Source organism: Halomonas sp. ALS9, from assembly GCF_001651035.1.
Lineage (GTDB): Bacteria > Pseudomonadota > Gammaproteobacteria > Pseudomonadales > Halomonadaceae > Vreelandella.
This window is the reverse complement of record NZ_LXRG01000054.1, coordinates 192,352-215,447: the sequence shown is the minus strand read 5'-3', so window position 1 is coordinate 215,447 and position 23,096 is coordinate 192,352. Positions and strand designations below refer to the sequence as shown.

11 protein-coding genes are annotated in these 23,096 nt (G+C 51.1%); 6 read left to right on the top strand and 5 right to left on the bottom strand.

The annotated features are described in order from the left end of the window. The first annotated feature begins 67 nt into the window (after positions 1-67). The 6 genes from A6R74_RS02550 (at position 68) to A6R74_RS02525 (ending at position 18,206) form a co-directional block, all read left to right on the top strand. The gene (locus A6R74_RS02550) at positions 68-5,371 is read left to right on the top strand and encodes a DEAD/DEAH box helicase (RefSeq protein ID WP_064232898.1); all 5,304 of its coding nucleotides are present in this window, start codon (positions 68-70) and stop codon (positions 5,369-5,371) included. Continuing rightward, positions 5,368-8,139 (top strand): helicase-related protein, encoded by a 2,772-nt coding sequence (locus A6R74_RS02545; RefSeq protein WP_064232897.1) that lies wholly within the window; start codon positions 5,368-5,370, stop codon positions 8,137-8,139. The genes A6R74_RS02550 and A6R74_RS02545 overlap by 4 nt, the downstream gene beginning before the upstream one ends. An 8-nt stretch (positions 8,140-8,147) precedes the next feature. Next, positions 8,148-12,743, top strand: a complete 4,596-nt coding sequence (locus tag A6R74_RS02540) for an Eco57I restriction-modification methylase domain-containing protein (RefSeq protein WP_064232896.1) — start codon at positions 8,148-8,150, stop codon at positions 12,741-12,743. Beyond that, the gene (locus tag A6R74_RS02535; RefSeq protein ID WP_205634130.1) at positions 12,730-14,673 is read left to right on the top strand and encodes a DUF2326 domain-containing protein; all 1,944 of its coding nucleotides are present in this window, start codon (positions 12,730-12,732) and stop codon (positions 14,671-14,673) included. Before A6R74_RS02540 ends, A6R74_RS02535 begins: the two co-directional genes overlap by 14 nt. A gap of 105 nt (positions 14,674-14,778) precedes the next feature. Continuing rightward, the gene (locus A6R74_RS02530; RefSeq protein WP_064232895.1) at positions 14,779-17,448 is read left to right on the top strand and encodes an ATP-binding domain-containing protein; all 2,670 of its coding nucleotides are present in this window, start codon (positions 14,779-14,781) and stop codon (positions 17,446-17,448) included. Next, on the top strand, positions 17,445-18,206 hold the full coding sequence (locus A6R74_RS02525; RefSeq protein ID WP_064232894.1) for an HNH endonuclease: 762 nt from the start codon (positions 17,445-17,447) through the stop codon (positions 18,204-18,206). The genes A6R74_RS02530 and A6R74_RS02525 overlap by 4 nt, the downstream gene beginning before the upstream one ends. 130 nt (positions 18,207-18,336) lie before the next feature. Here the strand turns inward: A6R74_RS02525 and A6R74_RS02520 are convergent, their stop codons facing one another. The 5 genes from A6R74_RS02520 to A6R74_RS02500 all read right to left on the bottom strand — a co-directional run bounded on the left by A6R74_RS02520 (position 18,337) and on the right by A6R74_RS02500 (position 22,843). Next, positions 18,337-19,710, bottom strand: coding sequence for a site-specific integrase (locus A6R74_RS02520; RefSeq protein WP_082906559.1), 1,374 nt, complete (start codon positions 19,708-19,710; stop codon positions 18,337-18,339). 376 nt (positions 19,711-20,086) lie between these two features. Next, entirely contained in the window at positions 20,087-20,590 is a 504-nt protein-coding gene (locus tag A6R74_RS02515; protein ID WP_064232893.1) for an opioid growth factor receptor-related protein, read from the bottom strand. Further along, positions 20,590-21,105, bottom strand: a complete 516-nt coding sequence (locus A6R74_RS02510; protein ID WP_082906558.1) for a gamma-glutamylcyclotransferase family protein — start codon at positions 21,103-21,105, stop codon at positions 20,590-20,592. Before A6R74_RS02510 ends, A6R74_RS02515 begins: the two co-directional genes overlap by 1 nt. A 42-nt stretch (positions 21,106-21,147) precedes the next feature. Further along, a complete protein-coding gene (locus tag A6R74_RS02505; protein ID WP_064232891.1) occupies positions 21,148-22,182 on the bottom strand; it encodes a helix-turn-helix transcriptional regulator in 1,035 nt (344 codons plus the stop codon). 40 nt (positions 22,183-22,222) lie between these two features. Beyond that, positions 22,223-22,843 (bottom strand): DUF2201 family putative metallopeptidase, encoded by a 621-nt coding sequence (locus A6R74_RS02500; protein ID WP_064232890.1) that lies wholly within the window; start codon positions 22,841-22,843, stop codon positions 22,223-22,225. Positions 22,844-23,096: the final 253 nt, after the last annotated feature.

The window sequence follows — 23,096 nt, the reverse complement described above, 5'->3', positions numbered from 1 at the left end:
ATTTTGTAGCGAAATTTTCAGTATTTTCTTAGGGCGCAGTGAGAGAAATCAATAAGGGAAGCGCAGTATGGATAATGTTTTTGAATTTCGTGACCAACTAGTTGATGAGTATAGTAATTTTTCAAGGAGCTTTACCCGCATTGCAGCCTCTGATATTCGCCAAGAGGTCGAATGCCAGTACGATGCAGGGCGTTACTGGCCAGAGCCACTGATTCAGATTAATCCTAATTATCAACGCAAAGGCACTGTCCAGCAGATGGCAAAGGACGGTCTGCTACACAAGGATTGTGCTGAGATATTTCAGACAGGAAAAACCGAAGCTAACAGGCAGCCACTTCATCTCTATGCCCACCAGATGGAGGCTTTGGCGAAGGGGCAGGCAAGGCAGAGTTATGTCGTCACTACCGGAACGGGTTCGGGAAAATCACTGTCTTTTTTTCTACCAGTAATCGATCGGATTCTCAAAGCCAAACAAATCGATTCGACTCCGCGTACTCGGGCTATCGTTATATATCCAATGAACGCGCTAGCCAACAGTCAGTTAGAGGAGCTGGAGAAATTTCTGTACGGTTTCCCCGATGACGAGAAGCCATTTACTGTCGCGCGTTACACTGGTCAGGAGAAAACTGCGGAAAGAGAGGCTATTGCCAACAATCCGCCCGATATTCTGCTGACCAATTTCATGATGCTGGAGTTGATACTCACCCGCTATGAAGATACGGATCGGCGTGTGGTTGAGCACTGTCATGGTCTGGATTTTCTTATCCTGGATGAGCTGCATACTTATAGAGGGCGTCAGGGTGCGGACGTTGCTCTGCTAGTAAGACGATTGCGTGAACGTCTGCAGGCTACAGAGCTTGTTTGTATTGGCACATCGGCAACTATGTCCAGTGCTGGTACGCAGGCTGATCGCAACAAAACTGTAGCGGTGGTGGCTAGCAAGCTGTTTGGTACAAAGATCACCGAACATGACGTCATTGGCGAAACCTTGGAACGAGTCACAGATCCTTCCAAAGATGTAGCAGCGATACGTGCAAGATTGAAAGCCCAGCTTGGTAAAGAAGCTTTTTTCTGGGAAAGTTTTGATGAATTTCGTAACGACCCCTTTGCAATATGGGTTGAACTTCACTTGGGTATTGAGCTTTCCGCCCATGAAGCGCCGCGTCGCGCTAAGCCAGTCACGCTTGAAGCCGCCAGCAAACAGCTTGCTCTCGATGCTGAGTGCGGTGAAGCTTTAGCAAGAGAAGCTTTGCAACGATTTTTGATTGCTGCACATTCTGTAAAAACCGATCAGGGGAGAGCGCCCTTTGCCTTCAAACTCCATCAATTCATTAGTGGCCCCGGCAAGGTACACACAACCTTGGAGCCCGCGGGATCTCGGCAAATCACACTTGATGCGCAGCGTTATGCACCTGGTCGACAGTCTGAGTCTGTACTTTTATACCCCGCACATTTCTGTCGTGATTGTGGCCAGGAATATCATCCGGTTTGGCGCTCTGAGCAAGGCCGCGTGCAGTACTCTCCTCGCGAAATTGATGACATCACCGCAGATGATAATGACGATGTACGTTTCGGCTTTCTCTGCGCGAAGAATGATGCACAGCTCTATAAGGGTCAGCTTGAAGACCTCCCAGAGTCCTGGCTCGATCTGACCAGGGCAGAACCAAAAGTCAAAAGCACCTATAAAAAAGCAATGCCTGTGCCAACCCAGGTTGACCCGCAAGGTCTGGAAGGGCGAGGTGAGCAATACTGGTATATTCCAGGAAAATTCCGCTTCTGTCTTAATTGTGCCATCTTGCACGAAGCCCATGGCAAGGACATGAACCGATTGGCTAGCCTATCGGGTGAGGGGCGGTCTTCCGCCACCACAGTATTAACCCTGGGCGCGTTGCGCCAGCTTTTCTCCATGCAGGATTTACCTGAAGGGTTGCCAGATCCGCGTAAGTTACTCGGTTTCTCAGATAACCGTCAGGATGCGGCCCTGCAAGCGGGGCACTTCAACGACTTTGTTTTCCTGCTCACTCTTAGAGCGGGTCTAATTGGTGCTCTTCAAAAGAATCAGGGTCTGCTTACAGAGGAGCATCTGGCAGATTCAGTATTCAAGGCATTGGGTTTTGGGTCAGTTGACCCAGCCATGCTTGCCGAATACCTGCGCACGCCAAAACTGATGGGCTTGGCCAGGCAGGAAGCACAGCGGACGCTACGATTTATTATCGGCTATCGATTGTTGCGTGACCTGCGTCGTGGCTGGCGTTTCAATAATCCCAATTTAGATCAGCTGAATCTGCTGGCCGTTCGCTATCGTGGACTGGATGAGTTCTGTAATGAAGCCCCCCTTTTTGAAGACAGGGGTTCAGTTCTTCGTAAGCTTCATCCGGAGAACCGAGCAGCGCTCTATCAGATTGTGTTTGATGAAATGCGTCGCGGCTTGTGTCTCGAAACTCGTTATCTTGATCCGGTGGAGCAGGATAAGGCTCGTACCAGTGCCTTCAGTTATCTGCATGAGCGTTGGGCTTTTGCTGCAGACGAAAAGCTTGAAACGGCGCGCTACCTGATTTTTGACAAGCGGCCAGAGTACAGAGGAAAACCCCGCACTGATCTGTTAAGCGGCGGGCCACGTTCACGGCTACTCAAGCAGGTCAAAATGGCCGAAGTGTGGAAACAAACCGCTTTCGCTGGCCAAGTCCATGAGTGGAAAGAAGTCGACTGGGCAGAGTTGATTGAATCCATGCTTCAAGCGGCAAGTTATTACGGCTATATCCACAAACATTCTATTGATTCGAAGCTGGTTGGCTGGCGCCTGAATGCCGCTGCCATGGACTGGTGTCTAATCGCTGATGAAAATGATACCGGTCGAGTCAATGCCTTCTTCCGCCACCTGTATCTCAACGTGGCCAAACTGCTTGAGCAGCCCGGCCATCCACTGTTTGATTTTGAAGCTCAGGAGCACACGGCTCAGGTAGAGCCAGCTCGCCGGCAGTTGTTAGAGCAGCGTTTCCGCTTTACAGAAAAAGATCGCAACGACTGGGATGAGAATCCTGCCCACGAGGCACCGCTGGAACGACTTCCTGTCATGTTCTGTTCACCCACCATGGAATTGGGCGTGGATATTTCCGCGCTCAACACTGTTTATCTGCGGAATGTGCCGCCCACGCCTGCCAACTATGCCCAGCGTAGTGGTCGAGCTGGGCGCTCAGGCCAGCAGGCGCTTGTGGTGACCTACTGTGCGGCGCTTAGCCCCCATGATCAGTGGTTCTTTCATCATGCCAGTGACATGGTGCATGGTATCGTCAAGCCGCCAACTTTGGATTTGGCGAACCGCGATCTGGTTGAGAGCCATTTACACGCGGTCTGGCTGTCATGTGCTGAAGTGGGACTGGATACCAGCATTGCTCCCCTTCTGGAGTTGGAAGAGCCCGGCAAACCTGTGAAGCAGGCATTGCATGAGCGGCTTGCAGACAGAGCTGTGTTGGAGCGAGCCCGCCGAAGTGCACTTGACGTAGTTACACAATTGTCGGTGGAACTGAAGGACAGCAGTTGGTTCTCGGAGGATTACGTTAATCACGTGATAGATGCTGCTCCACTAGCATTCTCTGCTGCTCTGGAGCGATGGCGAGCCTTATTTGATGCAACACGCAAACAGATGGAAATGGCCGATCAGATCGTTAAAAGCCATACCGCTACCCATGCTGAGCGCAATAATGCCGGTCGTCGTTACGGTGATGCTGCCCGTCAATTTGCAGTGTTATTAAAAACGGGGAATACCCAAGGTTCAGATTTCTACACCTATCGCTATCTAGCAAGCCAGGGCTTCTTGCCCGGCTACAATTTCCCGCGTCTTCCTTTAATGGCTTGGATCCCCGCAAGAAGCGGGCAGGGGGCAAGTGGTAAGGATGACGAGGGCAGCATGGTTAGTCGGCCTCGGTTTCTGGCGCTTTCCGAGTTTGGCCCGCGCAGTCTGATTTATCATCAGGGGCGCATGTACCGTGTTATCCGTGCCAAGCTAAATGTGGGCTCGACCGATCATGTATCAGGTAGTAGCCAGCTAAGTACCATTGCGTCGCGTATTTGCAGCCAATGTGGCTATGGTCATCTCGGTGAGCCGGACGAAGGCGAGCCCTTGGTTGACCGCTGTGAAAACTGTGATGCTCTATTGACTGATAACGATTGGGTGAGAGAACTGTACCGCATTGACACCGTCGAAACGGTTCCGGTTGAACGCATATCGATCAATGATGAGGATCGTCAGCGGCAGGGTTTCGAGCTGCAAACCACCTTTCGCTTTTTGCCAGGCGCAGATGGAACCATTCAGAAAAGTCATGCTGAAGTTCGCCAAGGTGATGATCTGTTGGCAGGGCTTGTCTATACACCCGCTGCCCGCCTGTGGCGCATCAATCGAGGCTGGCGGCGGCGCAAGGACAAAAACCAACTGGGCTTCTATATCAACCCCATCACCGGTACCTGGAGTAAGAAGGATGACCCCAATGCAAATGAGGGTGATACGGCCGTTGATGAACCGTTACTTGATAAAGTATCCAATCAGCGCATAGTGCCTTTTGTCGAGGATCACCGGAATTTGTTGATCCTTACCCCGCTCGGGGAGCTATCACTAGAAGTTATGGCCACCTTGCAGGCAGCTATCAAACGCGGCATTGAAATGACCTTTCAGATTGAAGAGTCAGAACTGGTAGCTGAACCTTTGCCAACACTGGACGAGCGCAAGTCGCTAATGTTTTATGAGTCTGCAGAGGGCGGTGCAGGTGTACTCACACGCTTAGCGAGCGAGCCGCAAAGTCTTGCAGAGGTGGCGAGTGCAGCACTTTCGTTGATGCACTTTAACAAGCCCGAGGGCCATTGGACGTTTGAAGCTCTGGAGGGGCTGGAGCAGAAGCACGGTGACCTTTCGATTTGTGAAGCGGGTTGTTATCAGTGTCTATTGTCCTACTTCAATCAGCCGGATCACGACTACATCAATCGCCGTAACGACGAAGTATTAAAGCTACTGGTTGCACTAGCCAATTCCAAGGTCAAGTTATCGGATCATGCGGCCACACTTCTCCAGGAAGCCGCCAATCTGAAACCAGTGCCGGGCACAAGCAGCATGCTGCAAGAATGGCTGCACGCTTTGGATAAGCGAAACCTGCGCCAGCCTGATGCACTAAATGTATCAGTAGGGCAAGGCGCTGCGATTGCGGCGGCACAATATAAAGCTTCGCGAGCACTGGTTTTTATTGATCCAGTTACCGCCGATATAAACTCGATGCTTGCTGACAAGGGATGGCAAATACTAGATTTTTCAGATCAGAACCAATGGCCGATCTTGTTTGAAGAACATACAGAAGTATTCGGTAAACATAAGAGCACTCAATGACTCAAGCCAATTTTCTTCCTGGTAACCTGGTGCGTGCACGCGGCCGCGAATGGGTGGTGCAAAGTGACTCCCAGCCAGACTGGTTGCGCCTACGCCCCTTGGGCGGCACCGATGAAGATATCGTTGCGCTGCTTCCTGAGCTGGAAAGCGTACCGGTTGAATCGGCTACTTTCCCCTGGCCCGACCCATCCCGACCCGGTAACCATGCTGCAGCATTACTGTTGCGTGATGCCCTTCGCTTAAAATTACGTGCTGGCGGAGGCCCGTTCCGCTCGTTCGGTAATATCGCCGTTGAACCACGTAGCTACCAGCTTGTACCTCTGCTCATGGCGTTGCGCCTATCCACGGTTAGGTTGCTGATCGCCGATGACGTAGGTATCGGTAAAACCATCGAAGCAGGCCTGATTGTCCGCGAGTTAATGGATCGAGGCGAGATTGCACGCATAGCCGTTCTATGCCCACCACATCTGGTGGAGCAATGGCAAAGCGAACTGGCGTTTCGTTTCAATTTACAGGCCGTTGCCCTGACTTCCTCCAGTGCACCCCGTATTGAACGAAACCTGCCACACGGTGTGAGCTTATTTGACCATCATCTGGTAATCGTTGTCAGCCTTGATTACATCAAGAGTGAACGTCATCGCGAGTATTTTTTGACCATTGCCCCCGAGTGCATCATCGTCGATGAAGCCCACACCTGTGTTACTGGTGGCCATGGCAAACAGCTGCGTTATGAGTTACTGCAACGCCTGGTAGTCGATACCGAGCGCCACTTGATTATGCTCACCGCTACCCCTCACTCGGGGGATGAAACGGCTTTCTACAACCTGTTGTCACTGCTTGATCCGCGTTTTGCCGTACTGCAGAGTCGAACTACTGCAAGTGATCCCTTGCGTCAAGAACTGGCACGGCATTTTGTCCAGCGTCGCCGCAAGGATATTGAAGAATGGCAAGCTGAAACTGACGCAGGCCGTGCCTTCCCCAAACGTATGAAAACTGAACTCACCTATCAGCTCAGCGGTGATTGGGGCCGCCTATTTGATGAGGTGCAAAGCTATTGTCGCGAGTTAGCGGAAAGTATAGAACAAGCCGACAGCGGCGCCTCGCGGCTGATCTGGTACGCTACCCTGGCGCTATTGCGCTGCGTAGCTTCCTCTCCGGCGGCAGCAGTCAAAGCGCTCAGTACGCGCCTGCAAGGCACATTGGAAAGCGTAGACGTCCTTCACGACGGGCGCCTTCACGATGGCGAAGCTGATGACCTCTCCGGCAATGATCTGGAACCCCCTGGCCAGTTACAGGACACCAGCCGCCTGCAAGCCCTGATCGCTGAAGCTGCTCGCTTATCTGGTAAAAAAGGTGACCCCAAGTTGGCTGCGCTGATCCAACACTTGCAGGAACTGGTTAAAGAGGGCTATCAGCCGGTAGTGTTCTGCCGCTATGTTGCCACCGCACACTATGTAGCCGAGCAACTGCGCAGCCACTTTGGAAGCAAAGTCATGGTGGAATCGGTCACCGGTGAGCTGACCCCGGATGAGCGCCGCGAACGTGTGGAAACTATGGTAGAAAACGGTCAGCGCATTCTAGTTGCCACCGACTGCCTTTCCGAAGGCATTAATCTGCAACACCTGTTTACCGCTGTAGTGCATTACGATCTTGCTTGGAATCCCACCCGCCACGAGCAGCGCGAAGGCCGAGTTGACCGTTTTGGGCAACAGGCGGATGAGGTGCGTGTCACCATGCTCTATGGTCAGGACAATCCGGTAGACGGTTTTGTACTCAACGTGATTCTGCGCAAAGGTGAGGCAATTCAAAAGGAATTGGGCGTACTGGTACCCATGCCGGAGGACGAGCAGCGCATCAATCAGGCTTTGGTCAAGGCGGCGCTGATGAAGCGCAGCGATCGCAAGCACTTTACACCGGATATGTTTGCTGAAGCTGAAGTCATGCTTCAACCTCTACAAACCAAATGGCGTGATGCACTGGACAAAGCCAAAAGCAACCGCACAGTGTTCGCTCAGCGTCGTATTCGTCCTGACGAAGTGCTGCCTGAATGGCAAAGACAGCAACAGGTGTTGGGTAGCGCGGATGATGTAAAGCGCTTTGTCCACAGTGCCTGCGCTCGCCTTAACGCACCGTTGGAACAAACAGAGCAAAACCAGTTTCGCTTTTTACCCCAACATCTGCCAGAGGCGCTCCGCTTGCGCCTAGCCGATGAAGGCATAATCAAACCGCTCTCCCTCGACTTTGCAGAACTGCACCGCAGCCACCCGCTAGTAACGTTGTTGGCCGATCACTTGTTGGAAGAGGCTTTGCAAGGTGATAAACCGATCGCCGCTCGCTGCGCTGCGACCGTCACCACCGAAGTGGATGTGGTAACTACCCTTTATTTGCTACGTCTGCGACATCAGTTAAGTTATGTGCGGCGCCGCCAGCCCCACCAAATGATGGCCGAGGAAACTGTCACTCTTGCCGTTCAGGGGCGGAACAATCCCCAGTGGATCAGTGATGACAATTTCAGTACCTTGCTTCAATGCCAGCCCAGCGCCAATCTTCCTGCCGAGCAAATGCAGCGCGAAGTTCGTGTCGCATTAGAGTTCTTGCAGACCCAGCCTGAATGCCTGACGGCGTTGGCTGAAGCACGAGCACAGGCCTTGCTGGAAGACCACCAGCGGGTGCGTAAAGCAGCCCGCGATGTGGGCCAATATAGCGTAGCCCCTTGTCTGCCGGTGGATGTCATCGGCGTTTATGTTCTGTTACCTGATTCATTGTAAGGCGGCATATGAAAAAGATCAGTCACAAAAAACACGCCGCTCTCAATCTGCCTAGCTTGCGTCTGGAGGGAGTCTTGTTCCTGCCTGATCAACTAGAAAAGGCTGCCCTGGGCGTTCTGGGTGATGCTTTAGGACAAGGCGAAGCCGACTACCATACCCCCAAGGGCTTAAGCCTTAAGGACGACTACAGTCGAGCCTTCCAGATCGCTAGTGCCCAGTGGAAGCACTTTGCTCCGCTTATCGAGCGCACTGACAGAGCCCCCCTCGCCGTTACCAATAACTTTGTTCAGGAACTGTTGCGAGATGCCTTTGGCTATCACACAATCCAGCCGATAGACGGATTCAGCCGGAACGAACGCCATTTCCCCATCAGCTTTCTGGCAGGCGCAGTGCCAGTTGTGGTGGCACCCCACCATCTCGGCCTGGACAGCGCCGATGAGTGCTTTGCCATAAGCCATGTTGATGGTGGCGGTAGCCGTAAGAAAACCGCTTTTCAGTTAGCGCAAGAATGGCTAAACGCCAGTGAGGAACACTTCTGGGCACTGGTTACCAACGGCAAACAATTGCGCCTGCTGCGTGATGCCGAAACCTTGACTCGCCCCAGTTACCTTGAAATCGATCTGCAAGACATACTTAGCGGTCAACGTTTTGCTGAGTTTGCCATTGCTTGGCGGCTGCTGCATGCCAGCCGTTCCAATCAGTCAGGGGAACAGCCGCAACATTGCATTTGGGAAGCTTGGCGTGAAGCGGGCAAGGAGGAGGGCACTCGCGTGCGCGAAGGCTTGCGCAAGGGGGTGACCCAAGCCCTAATTACACTCGGTACAGGCTTTTTGCAGCATCCGAGCAACAGTGCATTGCGCCAGCAACTGCAAGAAGGGAGTCTGAGCAAATATGATTACTTCCAGCAATTGCTGCGCCTGATCTACCGGCTGATCTTCCTGTTCACCGTAGAAGAACGTGGCGTACTGCACCCGGATGACGATAGCCCACAGGCGCAGCAAGCCCGGCGAGCCTTCGCAGAAGGCTATGCAATGGCCCGCTTGCGGGAACGTGCATTGAAACGTCGTGCGCGCAACGATTTTGATGATCTGTGGCAAGCCGCCTGTATCCTGTTTCGCGGCCTACACCAGGGGGAACCGCGCCTGGCATTGCCAGCCCTCGGAGGCCTGTTTGCCCAAGATCAGTGTCCGGAGCTTGATAGTGCCAGTCTGACCAATGCCGATTTTTTGCAGGCCATCCTGCATCTGCGCTGGGACAACGCTAGTGGTAGTTTAGCCCTGGTGGACTACCGAAATATGGGGCCCGAAGAGCTGGGGAGCGTATATGAAAGCTTGCTGGAGCTAGTACCAGAGGTGGAGCTGCCCGGTCGCCAGTTCGGTTTTGCAGGCCTCACCAGTGAGGGTTCCACTCAAGGAAACGCTCGCAAAACCAGCGGTAGTTATTACACACCGGATTCGTTAGTGCAGGAGCTGATTAAAACCGCGCTGGAGCCCGTGATTGAACAGCGTCTGGCTGACAACCCAACCGACCCTTCCGCCGCACTGCTTGACATTAAGGTCATTGATCCATCCTGTGGCAGCGGCCACTTCCTGCTCGCCGCTGCTCGCCGTCTGGCTGAAGAACTGGCCGTGCTGCGTAGCCCTGAAGGCGCCGTCAAGCCCCAGGATTACCGCCACGCTCTTCGTGAGGTGATCAGTCAGTGCATTTTCGGTGTGGATCGCAACCCAATGGCGCTGGAGCTGTGCCGCACCGCTCTGTGGTTGGAAGGGTTTGAAGAGGGAAGGCCATTGTCCTTTCTTGATCACCACTTGCAATGCGGCGATGCTCTGCTGGGCCTCACCGATCTGGGCGCGCTGAAAATCGGTATTCCTGCTGCTGCCTTTAAGCCGCTATCTGGTGATGACAATGCCTCCTGCAAGGAGTTAGCTAAAAGTAACAAAGTGGGCCTCAAGCAACTCGAACGAGACCTCAAACACGGCCAGCAGCTGATGCGTTTTGACACCGCTCAGGGCCTGACCCAATTACAAGCCCTGGAAGCTCTGCCGGAAGACACGTCAGCAGACATCGCCGCTCGTGCCACCGCCTATCAAGCTTTTGAGCGACAGGCCTTCAACAGTCGCATCGCTCAGGCCGCAGATTTGCTGGTGGGTGCTTTTGTATTGCCCAAAACTGAAGCCACAGCAAACCTGATCCCCACCAGCCAGACCCTTTACCTGCATCTGTTCAGTGAGCAGCCCAATGCACAGCACCAGCAACAGTTGGAGGCCGCTCGCGAAGCCTGCCGCGAGGCGCGGGTCTTCCATTGGCCGTTGGCGTTTCCACAGGTATTTACTAAAGGCGGCTTTGATTGCGTATTGGGCAATCCGCCATGGGAGCGCATCAAACTGCAAGAGGAGGAGTTTTTCGCTAGCCGCAGTCCACTAGTGGCGCAGGCGAAAAACAAGGCCGAGCGTAGCCAGCGCATTGACTGGCTAGCCCAGGGGAAACTGGCCAGGCAATTGTATCCTGGTCAGGAGACTGATAGCGCCGCCTGCGTGGCCGAACAACGCCTTTATCGCGAGTTCCTGAGAGCCCGCCGCACCGCCGAGGCCGCTAGCGTATTTGCCCATGTTAAGGGATCAGAAGGTGGCCGCTACCCGCTCACAGGCGTGGGTGATGTGAACACCTATGCGCTGTTTGCTGAGACTATTCATCAAATCACCTCTGCTCGTGGCAGAGCTGGATTTATAGTGCCCTCTGGTCTTGCAACGGATAATTCAACCAGAGCCTTCTTCGGCGAGCTGATCTTTAAAAAGTCCCTGGACAGCTTTTTTGAGTTCGAGAATGAAGGTTTTTTCCCAGGCGCGGGCCAAGGGCATATGTTGCGTTTTGCGCTCACTACAATTGTCGGCGCCGATCAGAATATTCCAGAAACGCGTTTCCTGTTTCAGGCTAAGAAGCTGGAGCATCTGCACGACCCTGAACGAGTGTTTACTCTCAGCGCTGAGGACATCGAACGGGTGAACCCAAATACCCTTACCTGTCCTATTTTCCAGTCCCGTTACGATGCGGAGCTGACTAAAAAAATCTATCAGCGTGTGCCGGTAATGATTCGTGAAGCCCGCGAGGGACAACCAGGACAGAACCCCTGGGGCATTCGATTTATGGCGATGTTCCATATGTCCAACGATAGCCATTTATTCAAGACTTATAAGGATTTGATTCGGGATGGCTTTGAGTTGGAGGGCAATGAGTTTATTCAAGGAATGGAACGGTTTGTGCCGTTGTACGAGTCTAAGATGATTCAGTTATACAATCATCGAAACGGAGACTTTGCAGACTCAAATCATGAGCGGGCGCATATATTGCCGCTAGTGCCCGAGGATCGTCTAGCAAATCGAGATTATCTAACAATGCCTTACTACTGGGTTAGTAGTAATGATGTTGACAATGCACTTAAGGAAATTGGGTGGAGCAGAAAATGGTTTCTTGCATGGCGTAATGTTACTGATTCAAGGGCAAGTGCAAGAACGCTGGTAACAACAGCTATACCGTTTTGTGGCGTGGGGAATAGCCTGCCAGTCTATTTGCCGTTAGCTGCTGAGCCGAAGGCATGTGCGCTACTTCTAGCTAATATGTCCTCTTTGGTGGTTGATTACGCCGCTAGAAATAAGGTTGGCGGTTTGAATTTTAACTATTTTATTTTCAAGCAAATGCCAGTGCTAGCCCCTGATTATTATACGAAAAAAGACTTTGAATACATTATTCCGAGAGTTGCCAAGCTTTGCTGTAGCTCTGTAGACATGGCTGAGTTTGCAAAGGATCTGGACTGCAAGGTTTCTGAAACAGACAGTATCTCCAAAGATAAAATTCAGGCTGAATTAGACGCCTACTACGCAAAACTTTACGGGCTGAATCGTAATGAACTTGAATTTATACTTGAGCCTGAGTCAATCAAACCTGGTTATCCATCTGAAACTTTCTCAGTTTTAAAGCGCAATGAAGAACGTGAGTTTGGCGAATATCGCACCCGGCGATTGGTGTTAGAAGCTTGGGATAAGCTGGAAAGTGGGCAGCTGTCGACTACTAATGTCTCAAATATCATAGCGGCAAATGAATCCCCGCTGCTTGACACTACAATTTTGCCGGATCTCGCTTGGCAAAGGCCGGGCGTAGATCAACGTGCGGAGACTGGTGTGCAGCTATTGGCGCTACTCAAGATTGCTAACAGACCACTTCCCGCAGGTCAGGTTCGGCTGGCGGCAGTTCTGACTATGGAACCGCGATTACTGTTTTCTATGTTGGATCAGCAGCAAAATGCCGAGTGGCAGCGCCTGATCGGCAATGAAGCCATACCACTATCTACGAATATTCTTACCTTTGCTTCTCGCAGTAACCATGCATGGGGTGCCGCAGTAAGAAACCTCAGAACTAATGACTATCTGGTAGAGGACCAGCAAAACCGTACTTGGGCGTCTGGTGCTCGAATCCATGAATTTGCTGTACCTGAATGGGCACATGGCCGCGCTAACTGGGTACTAGGCCTTATGCGGACTATGGATACGGATTTCATTCTCAGCCGGTTGCCAGAGGCAGCGAAGGAGTGGATCAATGCAGCCGCGTGAACTTTTCCATTACCCTCTGAATATTAAAATTCCTTCTGGCGAAGCTGTACCTCGTATGTGGGTGCGTCGACTAGTGATTTGGGATGCGCCGGACGAGATACCATTACGGGACATCAGTTTGCGACCGGGTTTGAATATCGTTTGGACGCCGGATGAACATGGTATTGGGCATGGTGGAGGTAAGACACTGTTTTGCCGATTGTTGCGTTACTGCTTGGGTGAGAACACTTATGCCCCTCAGGAAGAGCGTGACGGTATAGCTTCAGAATTTCTCAATGCGTTTGTTGGTGCAGAAGTAATGCTGGATGGAGTCTGCTGGGCTGTTTTGCGGCCGCTGGGCAACCGTCGGCGACATTTTGCGGTACCTGATGGACAGCTCGAAGCTCTGATTAGAGGCGAAGTAGCACCCACTGGTATTGAGTCCTTCCTTGATGCCATTGAAAATAACCTGATCACTCAGCCGGTAGCGGCGATGGTGCCTGGTCGGAAGCAACCATACCTAGCCTGGCAGGTGGCCTTGGCGTGGCTAACTCGCGATCAAGAGTGTCGGTTCGACCATGTTCTGGACTGGCGATCGGTTCAGTCAGACTCGGACTCGCCCGCCCGTGGGTTGAACCAAACTGAAAAGTTGGAGGCTCTGCGCGCGCTGATCAGTGCCATGGCACTTCGGGAGCAGTCATTACGACGCAAAATTGCAAGCCTAGAGCAAGAGAAAACCCGATCAGAGCAGGATGCTGCTTATAGGTACTGGGAGATCCAACGATTACGGATTTTTGTTTCCGAGCAGTTAGAGGTTGTCGACGAGGAACTGATTCAAGGTGATTTGGGCTTAGCTGTGCTTCGTGATCTCGCGCAACAACGGCTGGCTAAGGCATGTGGCGACGCAGGTTCGGGTGACATCAGGCTGATAGAGGCTAAAAATACTTTTGAAGCCGCTCGGCAATCAATGGTAGAGCTTGAAAAAGAAGAGGAACAGCTTAAGACGCAGATCGATATTTTACCACGCGTCATTGCACATATAGAGGCTGAATACCCTTCGAGTCAATATGCTTTAGAAGAGGCAGAGAGCTTTCCTTGCCCAATTTGCGAGGTTCCGGTGGACAGAGTGTTAGCCGAAAAATGCAGCTTGTCTCACAAGTTGCCGGATTTGGAAACGTGCAGGAAACGTCTGAAAAGTAATCGTGAAAATTTCCAGCGAGAAACAGAGCAACTGAAGTCAGCCAAACAAAAATTTGATCTGCTAAAACCGAAGCTTGTGTTGGCTAAACAGAAAGTAAACAACGCAGAAAAGCAATACAAGCAGTTGGAAGAGCTGCGCACTGGAAGGGAGCAGCTAAGCTATGATGCTCAGCGTTTAGTCGATGAAGTGGAGCGGCTTTCGAAATTGATGCACGAGCAACAGCTGGCTTCTGAAAAGGCTCAACAAGCATCAGATGACCTGAATGGAAAGCGTCAGGACGTTCTTAAACATATAAACCAACAATCCCACGCGTTATCGGAGTTGAATGAAAAGTTCAATGCCATTATTCGTATTCTTCTATCAGACGATGCTAGTGGCGAAATACGTCTGACCGGCAACGGCTTGAAGCTCACGGTACAAATGGGGGGCAACCGTTCTACATCTGCTATTGATTCTCTCAAAGTGGTCGCCTTTGATCTGGCAGTGATGTGCTTGAGCATGGAGAATAAAACTAATATCCCTGCTTTCTTGGTGCACGATAGTCCGCGTGAAGCGGATTTGGGACTCTCGCTTTATCATCGGCTTTTTGATCTAGTTTTCCAGCTTGAGCAAGTTGGCCCTGCTTTTCAATATATCATCACTACGACTACAAGGCCGCCAGACAACATGGCAATGGATCCTTGGTTGGTATTAACTTTATCGGGCTATCCTGCGGGAAAGCGGTTGTTGAAGTGTGACTTGTCATCGTGATTGGGTCATCGGAAATGGCCCATTTTAATTTGGTATCAATGCTTTTTATATGCAGCAGGCGCTGGATGCGTCTCAAGTGTGTTAAAGCTCAGAGGGATTGCATTAATGGATGACTTTGGTTATTCACAGCTGGCTGAAGAAGCGTTAAGCACATTTGATGAAATTGCGAGCACTGCTAACAGTAAATTCAATGCCCTTACGCATGCTAGTACTGATAGCTTTGCCGCTGGTAACACTTTGACAGGAGCAGCTGCTTATCAGAAGTTGAGAGGAATTCAGCAGGTAGAGCGGGAAGCGCTGCAGAAACTGTGCGAAGAGCCAGCAATACTTCGCGTGGTTTTGCAAGATGACGCTGACAATCACAGAGTAATCTATATCGCCCGCACCAGTAACCTGCCGTTGAGTTCAGGTAAGGAGTTTGCCAGCTACCGTTCGCCAATAGGCCGCATTGCCGAAATTCCCCCTGGTGATGAGGTTTCTATCACCCTGAAAGGGCAGGAACATCTTTATTGGGTCATAGAAAAAACCAGTTTCAAACCCACTATTGATTCAAGCATCTGGGACTCGCGGCCCAGCCAGTACCGCCATTATGATAGAGGGGCTTATTCGATTGAGTCTCTGCGTGCCTTGTTGCAGGCGGAAGATAGCGGTGATTCTGACGAGTTGGATCGATTGCTTGAACAGGCAGAGGCGCAAGTCGGCATTGTTAAAGGCATCAGCCATCAGTTGCGCACAGCAATGGGTTTACGCGATCAGCCAATTCTTGATCAGTTTCAGGGGGAAATATTCCGTCTACCACTGAATACTCAGCTAATCATTCTCGGGCCGCCTGGTACTGGTAAAACTACGACTCTAATTAAACGCCTTGGCCAGAAGCTGGATCTGGAAAGTCTTGATACTGAGGAGCGCCGGCTGTCAGAAACATCCAACACCCAGCGGCCGCATCAGAACAGCTGGTTGATGTTTACCCCCTCTGAGCTGTTAAAACACTATCTTAAGGAGGCATTTAGCCGCGAACACGTACCAGCTTCAGATACTCAAATTCGCACTTGGATTAGTTTTCGCAACGACATCGCACGAAATACTTTGGGGATTTTGCGAACAGCCAACGGCGGTAAATTCACATTGAAGGTTGGTCAATCCTTGGTTCTTCCTGCAGTAGTTGAAGAAGCTAGCGCTTGGTTTGATAAGTTCCGTGTTTTTCATGAGTTGCGTTTGCGTAAACAATTTAAAGATGGTGTGGTCATCGTATCCACGGCTGCATTAGCATCAGACCAAAAAGTTGTTCAGAAAATAAAGCAAGTATTCGATATTAAGAAAGAGCGCCCACTGATAGAAATCTATCGGACGCTGGATTCGCTAGAAGACTCTTTTAAAAAAGCGCTAGCTGACTCAAAAGCTATCGCAGATGACCTTTTAAAAAGAGAGCGTAATCGTCTATATAACGCTGATAAAGAGGTTTTTCAGCGCTTAGCTAAGCACTTGGAAGCGGGACAGCAAGATTACGAACAGGATGAAGAAGAATTATTCGATGATGACGAAACAGATGAGCGGGCATCTCCTTCCCTGAGCGCGATACAGGGTGCTGTTCAAGCTTATCTTTCTTCCTTGAAAGCATTAGCGCGAAGCAAGTATCTCAAGCGCAGCATCCCAAAAAAATCTCGCTCTGGTTCAGTAATTCGGTTTCTTGGAGAAAGTATACCGAACGATGAAGTGCTAAAAGAGATTGGTCGACATATCAGCTTTCAAAATGGTTTGCGCCGTTTTATACAGAGTCACAAGCGCTATGTAATGGATGTAATAGCGAGTTATCAGCAGTTTCGTAAGGATCGTTCAGTTCTAGCTGAGTTTTATTCGCATGAGGATATATCTACATCTCAGATATCTGGTATTGAGCTAGATGCCATCATCTTACTTATGCTGAAGAACGCAAGGCAACTGATGCGCCAAAGTTTTGTGCTGAAATCATTAGACGAACCCAGGTACAACTACTTAAGCAATATAGGCGAGATTTTCAGAAACCAGATTATGGTAGATGAAGCAACCGATTTCTCTATGGTAGAGCTGGCCTGCATGGAGAGTTTGACTTCGTTAGCTAGTGAATCATTTTTTGTCTGTGGTGATTTCAATCAACGTATTACCACGACTGGGATTCGTCGCCGGGAGCAGTTGGAATGGGTCTCCTCATTGCTTTCAGTGAGGACGGTGCAGATTGTTTATCGCCAAAGCAGGAAACTTAATGCCTTTACTGGTGAGTTGCTTCGTTTGCAAGGTGGTGATTTGTCTTCCCTAGGGCAGGTTTTTGAAGATAGCAATCACGAAGGCGTGGATCCTGTTCTTCGCGAGTGGGCGTCGGATGTGGATGCCTCTCACTGGATTGCTGAGCGTATAATGGAAGTAGAGCGCTCAGTGAAACAGTTGCCTACCATTGCTGTACTGGTTAATTCCGAAAAAGAAGTCAAGCCTACCGCAGAATGCCTTACGCATTATTTAGAGGGGGTCAACCTTCGTGCGGTTGCCTGCGAGGAAGGCAAGGCGCTGGGGGAGGGAGCTGATGTGCGTGTTTTTGATATTCAGCATATTAAGGGGCTAGAATTTGAAGCGGTTTTTTTTGCTGGAATAGATACACTTGCAAAGGATAATCCAGAGCTGTTTGATCGCTATCTATACGTAGGAGCGACTCGTGCAGCAACATACCTTGGGTTGGTCTGCGGCGAGGGTTTGCCTCATGAGTTGTCAAGTTTAAGGCCGATGCTCAAAGCTGACTGGTCATGAATCCTTTCCAGCGCGCTCTGATCGAGAAAACCGGCCATGACTATGGTTTTGAATATGTACTTTCCGGATCAGAAGGAAGTGTCAACTTGGCCTCAGCTCGCCAGCCTGCAAAAGTGGCAATCAATCTTGAGAGCAGCCAGTTTGCCTTATCGTTCACCTCGCCAGCCCACGCCCTGTTGAATGCTGAGCTAATGCGTAGCTTTCCCGCTGTTGCTTGTACAGGCGAATCATTTATTGCACCCGATCAGGATACCTTGGCCGCTTTGTTACGCCGCGCTGCTGAACTGGCGCACGCCTTGCCTAATCAAGCGTCCCACGATTTTGATGCTCGTTTGCAGCAGGAACTGGCAGAATTACCTGCAGATCTTAAAGGTACTGAAGTCGAAAGAGTAGTGCGCCAGCGTGTGGGGCAACAAGCTTTTCGTAGCGCTATGTTGGATTACTGGGGCGGATCCTGCGCGCTAACAGGGATTGCTCTGCCTGAGTTGCTGCGAGCCAGCCATGCCAAACCTTGGGCCGAATGTGCCAGCGATATTGAGCGCCTAGATGTTTTCAACGGTTTTCTGCTCAGCGCAAATCTCGATGCGTTATTTGACCGATTTTTAATTAGCTTTAGTGATACGGGTGGCTTACTAATTTCAGCGCGCATCTCATCTAGGAATAAGGCATTACTTGGACTGGAACTCCCGCTTCAGCTGCGCTGGATTGTTGATGAGCACCTGCCTTACTTGCGATATCATCGTTCAAAATTTGTATAAAAATTTTTGTTGAATTGCTACTTTTGCTTGGATTTTTATGGTAGGAAGCATTCCTAATGCATCTGCTCGCTTTAATGGATTGTCTTTACCGCATGTCGTTTGTGTTTTACCGAGCAGGTACCACGTCGAGTTACGATAGGTATGTTGATTGCGTTAGCGATGGCCTAATTCTGTTAGCCTCAGCACGTAACCTGGCCTTTTGGCTTGGCCCTTGTTTTGCGAATGCCTCCACAGCGTCGCGGGCATGGTCAGGTCGCAAGTGGGCATAGTACTGGATGGTTGTTTGAATATCGGAATGTGCCATTAGCTTGGAAACTGTCAGCAAGTCGATACCTGCCATTACTAACTGGCTAGCGAAGTTATGCCGCAAACTGTATAGCAGCAAGTCATCAGGCAGCCCGGCGAGCTTGCGCACATTTGCCCACGGCTTTTGCATGGCGGTTCTGTCCATTCGCTGCCCATTGCGCTGCGAGGGAAACACCAAGCCTGTCTTTGGTTCGCCCAGGTGCTGGTGCCAGGTTGTCAGTATATCGAGGGCCGCTGAAGATAAGGGGAAGGTCATTGGCTCGGGTTGATGATGCGCCGTTTTTTCTATCACCTTGCGGATCGTACCAAAGGTCAGATTGACATGCTCCCAGCGAAGGCCTGTTATATCGCCGGGCCTAAAGCCGGTGTAATACATGGTCAAGACCCATGGCTTGACGTGATCCACATAAACCAAGCCATCCAAGTCGGGCAGGTATGATTTCCCATGGGCGCGACTGCGGCGACGCTGCTCTCGCTTCATTTCTTGATAAGCTTCCAAGCCAGTAAATAGTGCTTCAGCTTCATCATTTTCTAAATAACGACGTTGTGACGCTTGCTCAGCCATATCGTCGTCATTCATTGCTGGCTTCTGTAACTTGATACCCGTAAGTGGGTTGGTGGGGATTACCTTGCGCTCGGTGGCGTGCATCAACATGGCGTGCATGGCGTCGAAAGAACGCTTGAGACTGCCAAAGGCCAGTGGTTTTTCTTTGGTTTCTTGCCTAGCTTGCCAGCGTTCAACCTCTGCACGGGTGAGGCTACTCATGGGTTTATCTAGCCATTCATAAAAATCCTTTTGGATTCTGCGCAAAGTTCCTTTGCCGTCTTTCTTTCGATTCTGGTAGGCAGTGTAGGGGCCATCTAAGTAAGCTCGCAGCGTTTGATCTTGCTGGCGCTGTTCCTCGGCTTTAGCTTCCTCGAGCACCGCGCGCGGGTCGCCACCTTGAGCCACGATAGCTAGCGCTTCAGTAGCATTTTTGCGCGCTTGGGTTGCTGTCAATGTGCCATAACGGCCAATCGTCAGAATGCGTTGCTTACCGGACTTTGTGCGATAGAACAAGCGGAAGGTTAAACCGCGTTTGCCCGGCCTCACATGATAACCAGCCAATTCAGTATCAAAAATGTTATCAATCGGCGGCTCTTTGGTTAGCTGCTCAAGTGCTTTGCCGGTTAGTTTCATTTTTCCCGTGGTTGCCATGCTTGGTCTCTTATTTTCTAGGTAGCAAATAGGTAGCAAATATAGAATATAACGGGGTACGTCTGGAAACAATAAGAAAACTATAATATGATAAATATGTGATAAATTTCAACTAGTTAACGTTATTTATTGTTTCTATTAGTTCCTGCTTGAATATGGTGTAAACGGAATTGGGTTGCAAAGGTCGCAGGTTCGAATCCTGTCGCTCCGACCAAAAATTATTAAAAACGGTCACTTAGCAAATTGCTACAGTGGCCGTTTTTGTTTGCCAGCGTTTCAGGAGGCCTCTGGTAAGCTGCGCTCACCGCCTTAATCAGAACTACCCTAGACGGATCCCGTCTTGATGTCTCCAACGATATCGTTTAGTTGACGCTGCTTAAACCGCATCTCGCCAAAACTGCACCGACGTTTCTGACACTATGCCGCGCTGAGTACCAATATCTATTACGGCTTGCTGAAAAGTCTGAGCAAGCTCTGGCGCATGGCACAACGCTAACGAACGGATCATACGCGTAATGCGTAGATGATTATGGCCACCTGCTTTCAACCAAATATTCGTTTGGATCGAGAGGTCGGGCTGTGCTGTGATGGTGTGGTCTTCGCGTTCCAGTCCAAAAAAGTCCAGCATCACGTCCAGCGAGCGCTGCTGGTGTTGGCGTAATAACGCATCTTTCGCAAACACCGCTTGCACATCGGGTGTGAGCAGAGGAGCAAAGGCGTTAAAGCGGCCCATTTCAGGGATAGGAAACAGCCACTGAATATAGTCGTGGGTGTGTTCCAGCCAGAAAGAAGGGAGTTCCCAGATGTCTTCGAGTCGACGACCTTTATGATCGTGGCCTTCCCCGCGGTAAAATGCGATTAAACGCTCATCATTACCCATTACGCTCCTCGCACTAACGATTCATCCTGACCATGTAGCACCATTTCGCGTGCATGGCGTTCGGTGTCTGGGTCAATTCGGGCATCAATTCGTTCCAGTGCGCGAACATAGGCTGCGGGTAATCCGTGTTCTCGTGCGCCCGCTAAGACATGGTGCTTGTACCAAGAATAGGGGCGCATACCTATGGACGTGATTTTGCCAACATACGCCTGTACTTCAAACTGCCCGTCACCAACCCGGTCGGTTACCGTCAGCCAGGTTTCATCGTAAGCAGCGTTGAGCCCTTCATAACGATCCAACGTCACCTTATGGTGCGAAGCCACTTCCCAGACGACGCCGTAGACAGCCGACTGCTCAGATGCCGTTACAATATCGCATTTGCCAGAGCCGTCACCGCCTTGCTGATGAAAGGCTAGGCGATACGCAGGCAGAAGGGCGGTGGTCACAAAGCGCGCTGGGATCCTTGCAGCTAAGCGCTGGGTAGACATATTCGAGCCATAAGCAAAACAGAGCACCGTTATCTCCTTGTCAATATGTTGGCTTCCATGAACAAGACTTTAATAGGTTTTTTGCGCGACCAGTGTGCTTTGGTAATGCGCGAGTACCTGCTCTGCATTCGCTTTTAGCGTTTCCCGCCACGATGTTGGGGCCAGAACGTTGACATTGGCACCCATGGCCATCAGCCACCACAGCGTTTGTTGATCATCGGGCACCTCGGCTTCTAGCTGCTGCCAGCTGCTATCGGGTAGTGAGGTCAGCCGCTGAGTTTCCGACAGTGGCGTCTCACTGAGCAGCCACGCGACTTGTGGTGCTACCTGGGCGACGAGTGTGACGGGGACTTTGCCTTGCAGATAGCCAAATGCCCCGCCAGCTATGTAGTTGTCTAAGTCAAAGCCGTGCAAAGGTCGCCAAGTCGCTTCGCTTAGAGTGGCTATTTCGATCCGGTTCATGGCGAACTGACGAATATCGTCATAGTCGTCCACTGTCGCCAGCAAATACGTCACGCTGTGTCGGCTGACCAGCCCTTGTGGATGAAGGGTGAAGTGCTTTTCGGTTTTGGACGTGCGTGATAAGTACACGACATCCACCGGTTTCTGCTCCAGCAAGGCTTGAGAGACGATCTGCCACGTCGTTTCATTAAGCGCCGCAGGAATAAGCGCTTTGCCATTGGGGATGGCGCGAACTTTCCGAGCCCATTGACTCAAGCCGTTGGAGCTCATCTTATCAAGCAGCCGCCTCGCATCTGTAAAGTGCGGCGATAATTGCCCCACGACCACAGGGGGGAGTAATCCTTTTAGGTACTCCTCGGCCAGTACTAGCGTTAGCGCACTCGGCACGTCCAGTGCGGGCAACTGACACTGAAAGTCGCGATCGAAGTACCATCGGTAGGGCTTCTGGCTATCGTCGCACCCTATAGGAAACTGAGTAGAGAGCTTTTGGCTGAGATCGCGTTGTAAAGACCGAGTATCAATATGAAACCCGCGATCAGCGAGTTTTTCTTTCAACACGGGGGTCGACATTCGCCCAGGATAGCGGGGAATGAGCTGCAGAAGCGTCAAGTAGCGAAAAAGCGTATCGCGCGCATCGGACATAGTGACGCTAACCCTGGCTATAGGAATTGAAACATCAAGTTTAACGTGCCTCACAAAACTTAGCGACTCTCTCGGGCAGCGCATCGGGTTCCCGAGTAATCAAATGAGCTCGGTGTCGCCAAAGTCCAGTCATGCGCTGGTTTGGTGTGGCGTGGGGGAGGTGCCCCCATAGTGCGGCAGGGTGAATGTCGAGAGGCATTTCAATGGACGTGTTTGGGTGTCCTTCAAGCCATCGATACACCTCCAAAGCGCTGCGGCCAACGCATACGGGAAATAGCAGTGCATTCAAAGGCAGGGGTAAGCCGAGAGCCAACAGCAGGGCGTTGACTTCATGGTCGCAGGCAAGGTGCCAACGATGCCGGTTCGCTACTAGAGGAGCGGTTAAATGGCCTGCCACACAATGCCAAATTAGGTGGGCATGCAAAAAGCGCCGAGATTCATCGGAGAGACTGGCACTATAACAGGGACAAAAATAGAGATGCCGGCCATCCGTACTCGCCGTGGCTATTTGCTCCTGCAAAACAGGGGTTAAAATTAAAAATTCGCTGAGCAACTCCATAACAGGGAATGTTTCTGCCCAATAGGCGCGATCCGCCTGCCACTTCGCCAACTCTTGCTGTGCATCCGCCGTTGCTGAAGATGAATGTACCAACGTATCCATAGCATGCCTTTCCTCATGGGTGAGGTGTCATAAGCTACGTTAGGGGTGCGACAACGTAGGTCGCGTAAATACGAGGTATACCTATGCCTGCTCCGTTAACCATACGTGTATGAAATGCTGAGCTTCCGGTGATGGGGGCGCGTTACGTACCCCGCGTGCCTCGCTTAACTTCCAACGCTGGCCTTGGGGCGTGATGGCAACGGTTACTGGTGCAGGTTGCTGTAGGTGATAGATAGCGACTTGTCCGTTGGCG

Excerpts from the sequence above, each read along its gene's own strand:
- A6R74_RS02505 (WP_064232891.1), bottom strand. The coding sequence starts at position 22,182 with ATGTCCGATGCGCGCGATACGCTTTTTCGCTACTTGACGCTTCTGCAG.
- A6R74_RS02545 (WP_064232897.1), top strand. The coding sequence starts at position 5,368 with ATGACTCAAGCCAATTTTCTTCCTGGTAACCTGGTGCGTGCACGCGGC.
- A6R74_RS02520 (WP_082906559.1), bottom strand. The coding sequence starts at position 19,710 with ATGGCAACCACGGGAAAAATGAAACTAACCGGCAAAGCACTTGAGCAG.
- A6R74_RS02550 (WP_064232898.1), top strand. The coding sequence starts at position 68 with ATGGATAATGTTTTTGAATTTCGTGACCAACTAGTTGATGAGTATAGT.
- A6R74_RS02530 (WP_064232895.1), top strand. The coding sequence starts at position 14,779 with ATGGATGACTTTGGTTATTCACAGCTGGCTGAAGAAGCGTTAAGCACA.
- A6R74_RS02525 (WP_064232894.1), top strand. The coding sequence starts at position 17,445 with ATGAATCCTTTCCAGCGCGCTCTGATCGAGAAAACCGGCCATGACTAT.
- A6R74_RS02540 (WP_064232896.1), top strand. The coding sequence starts at position 8,148 with ATGAAAAAGATCAGTCACAAAAAACACGCCGCTCTCAATCTGCCTAGC.
- A6R74_RS02515 (WP_064232893.1), bottom strand. The coding sequence starts at position 20,590 with ATGGGTAATGATGAGCGTTTAATCGCATTTTACCGCGGGGAAGGCCAC.
- A6R74_RS02535 (WP_205634130.1), top strand. The coding sequence starts at position 12,730 with ATGCAGCCGCGTGAACTTTTCCATTACCCTCTGAATATTAAAATTCCT.
- A6R74_RS02500 (WP_064232890.1), bottom strand. The coding sequence starts at position 22,843 with ATGGATACGTTGGTACATTCATCTTCAGCAACGGCGGATGCACAGCAA.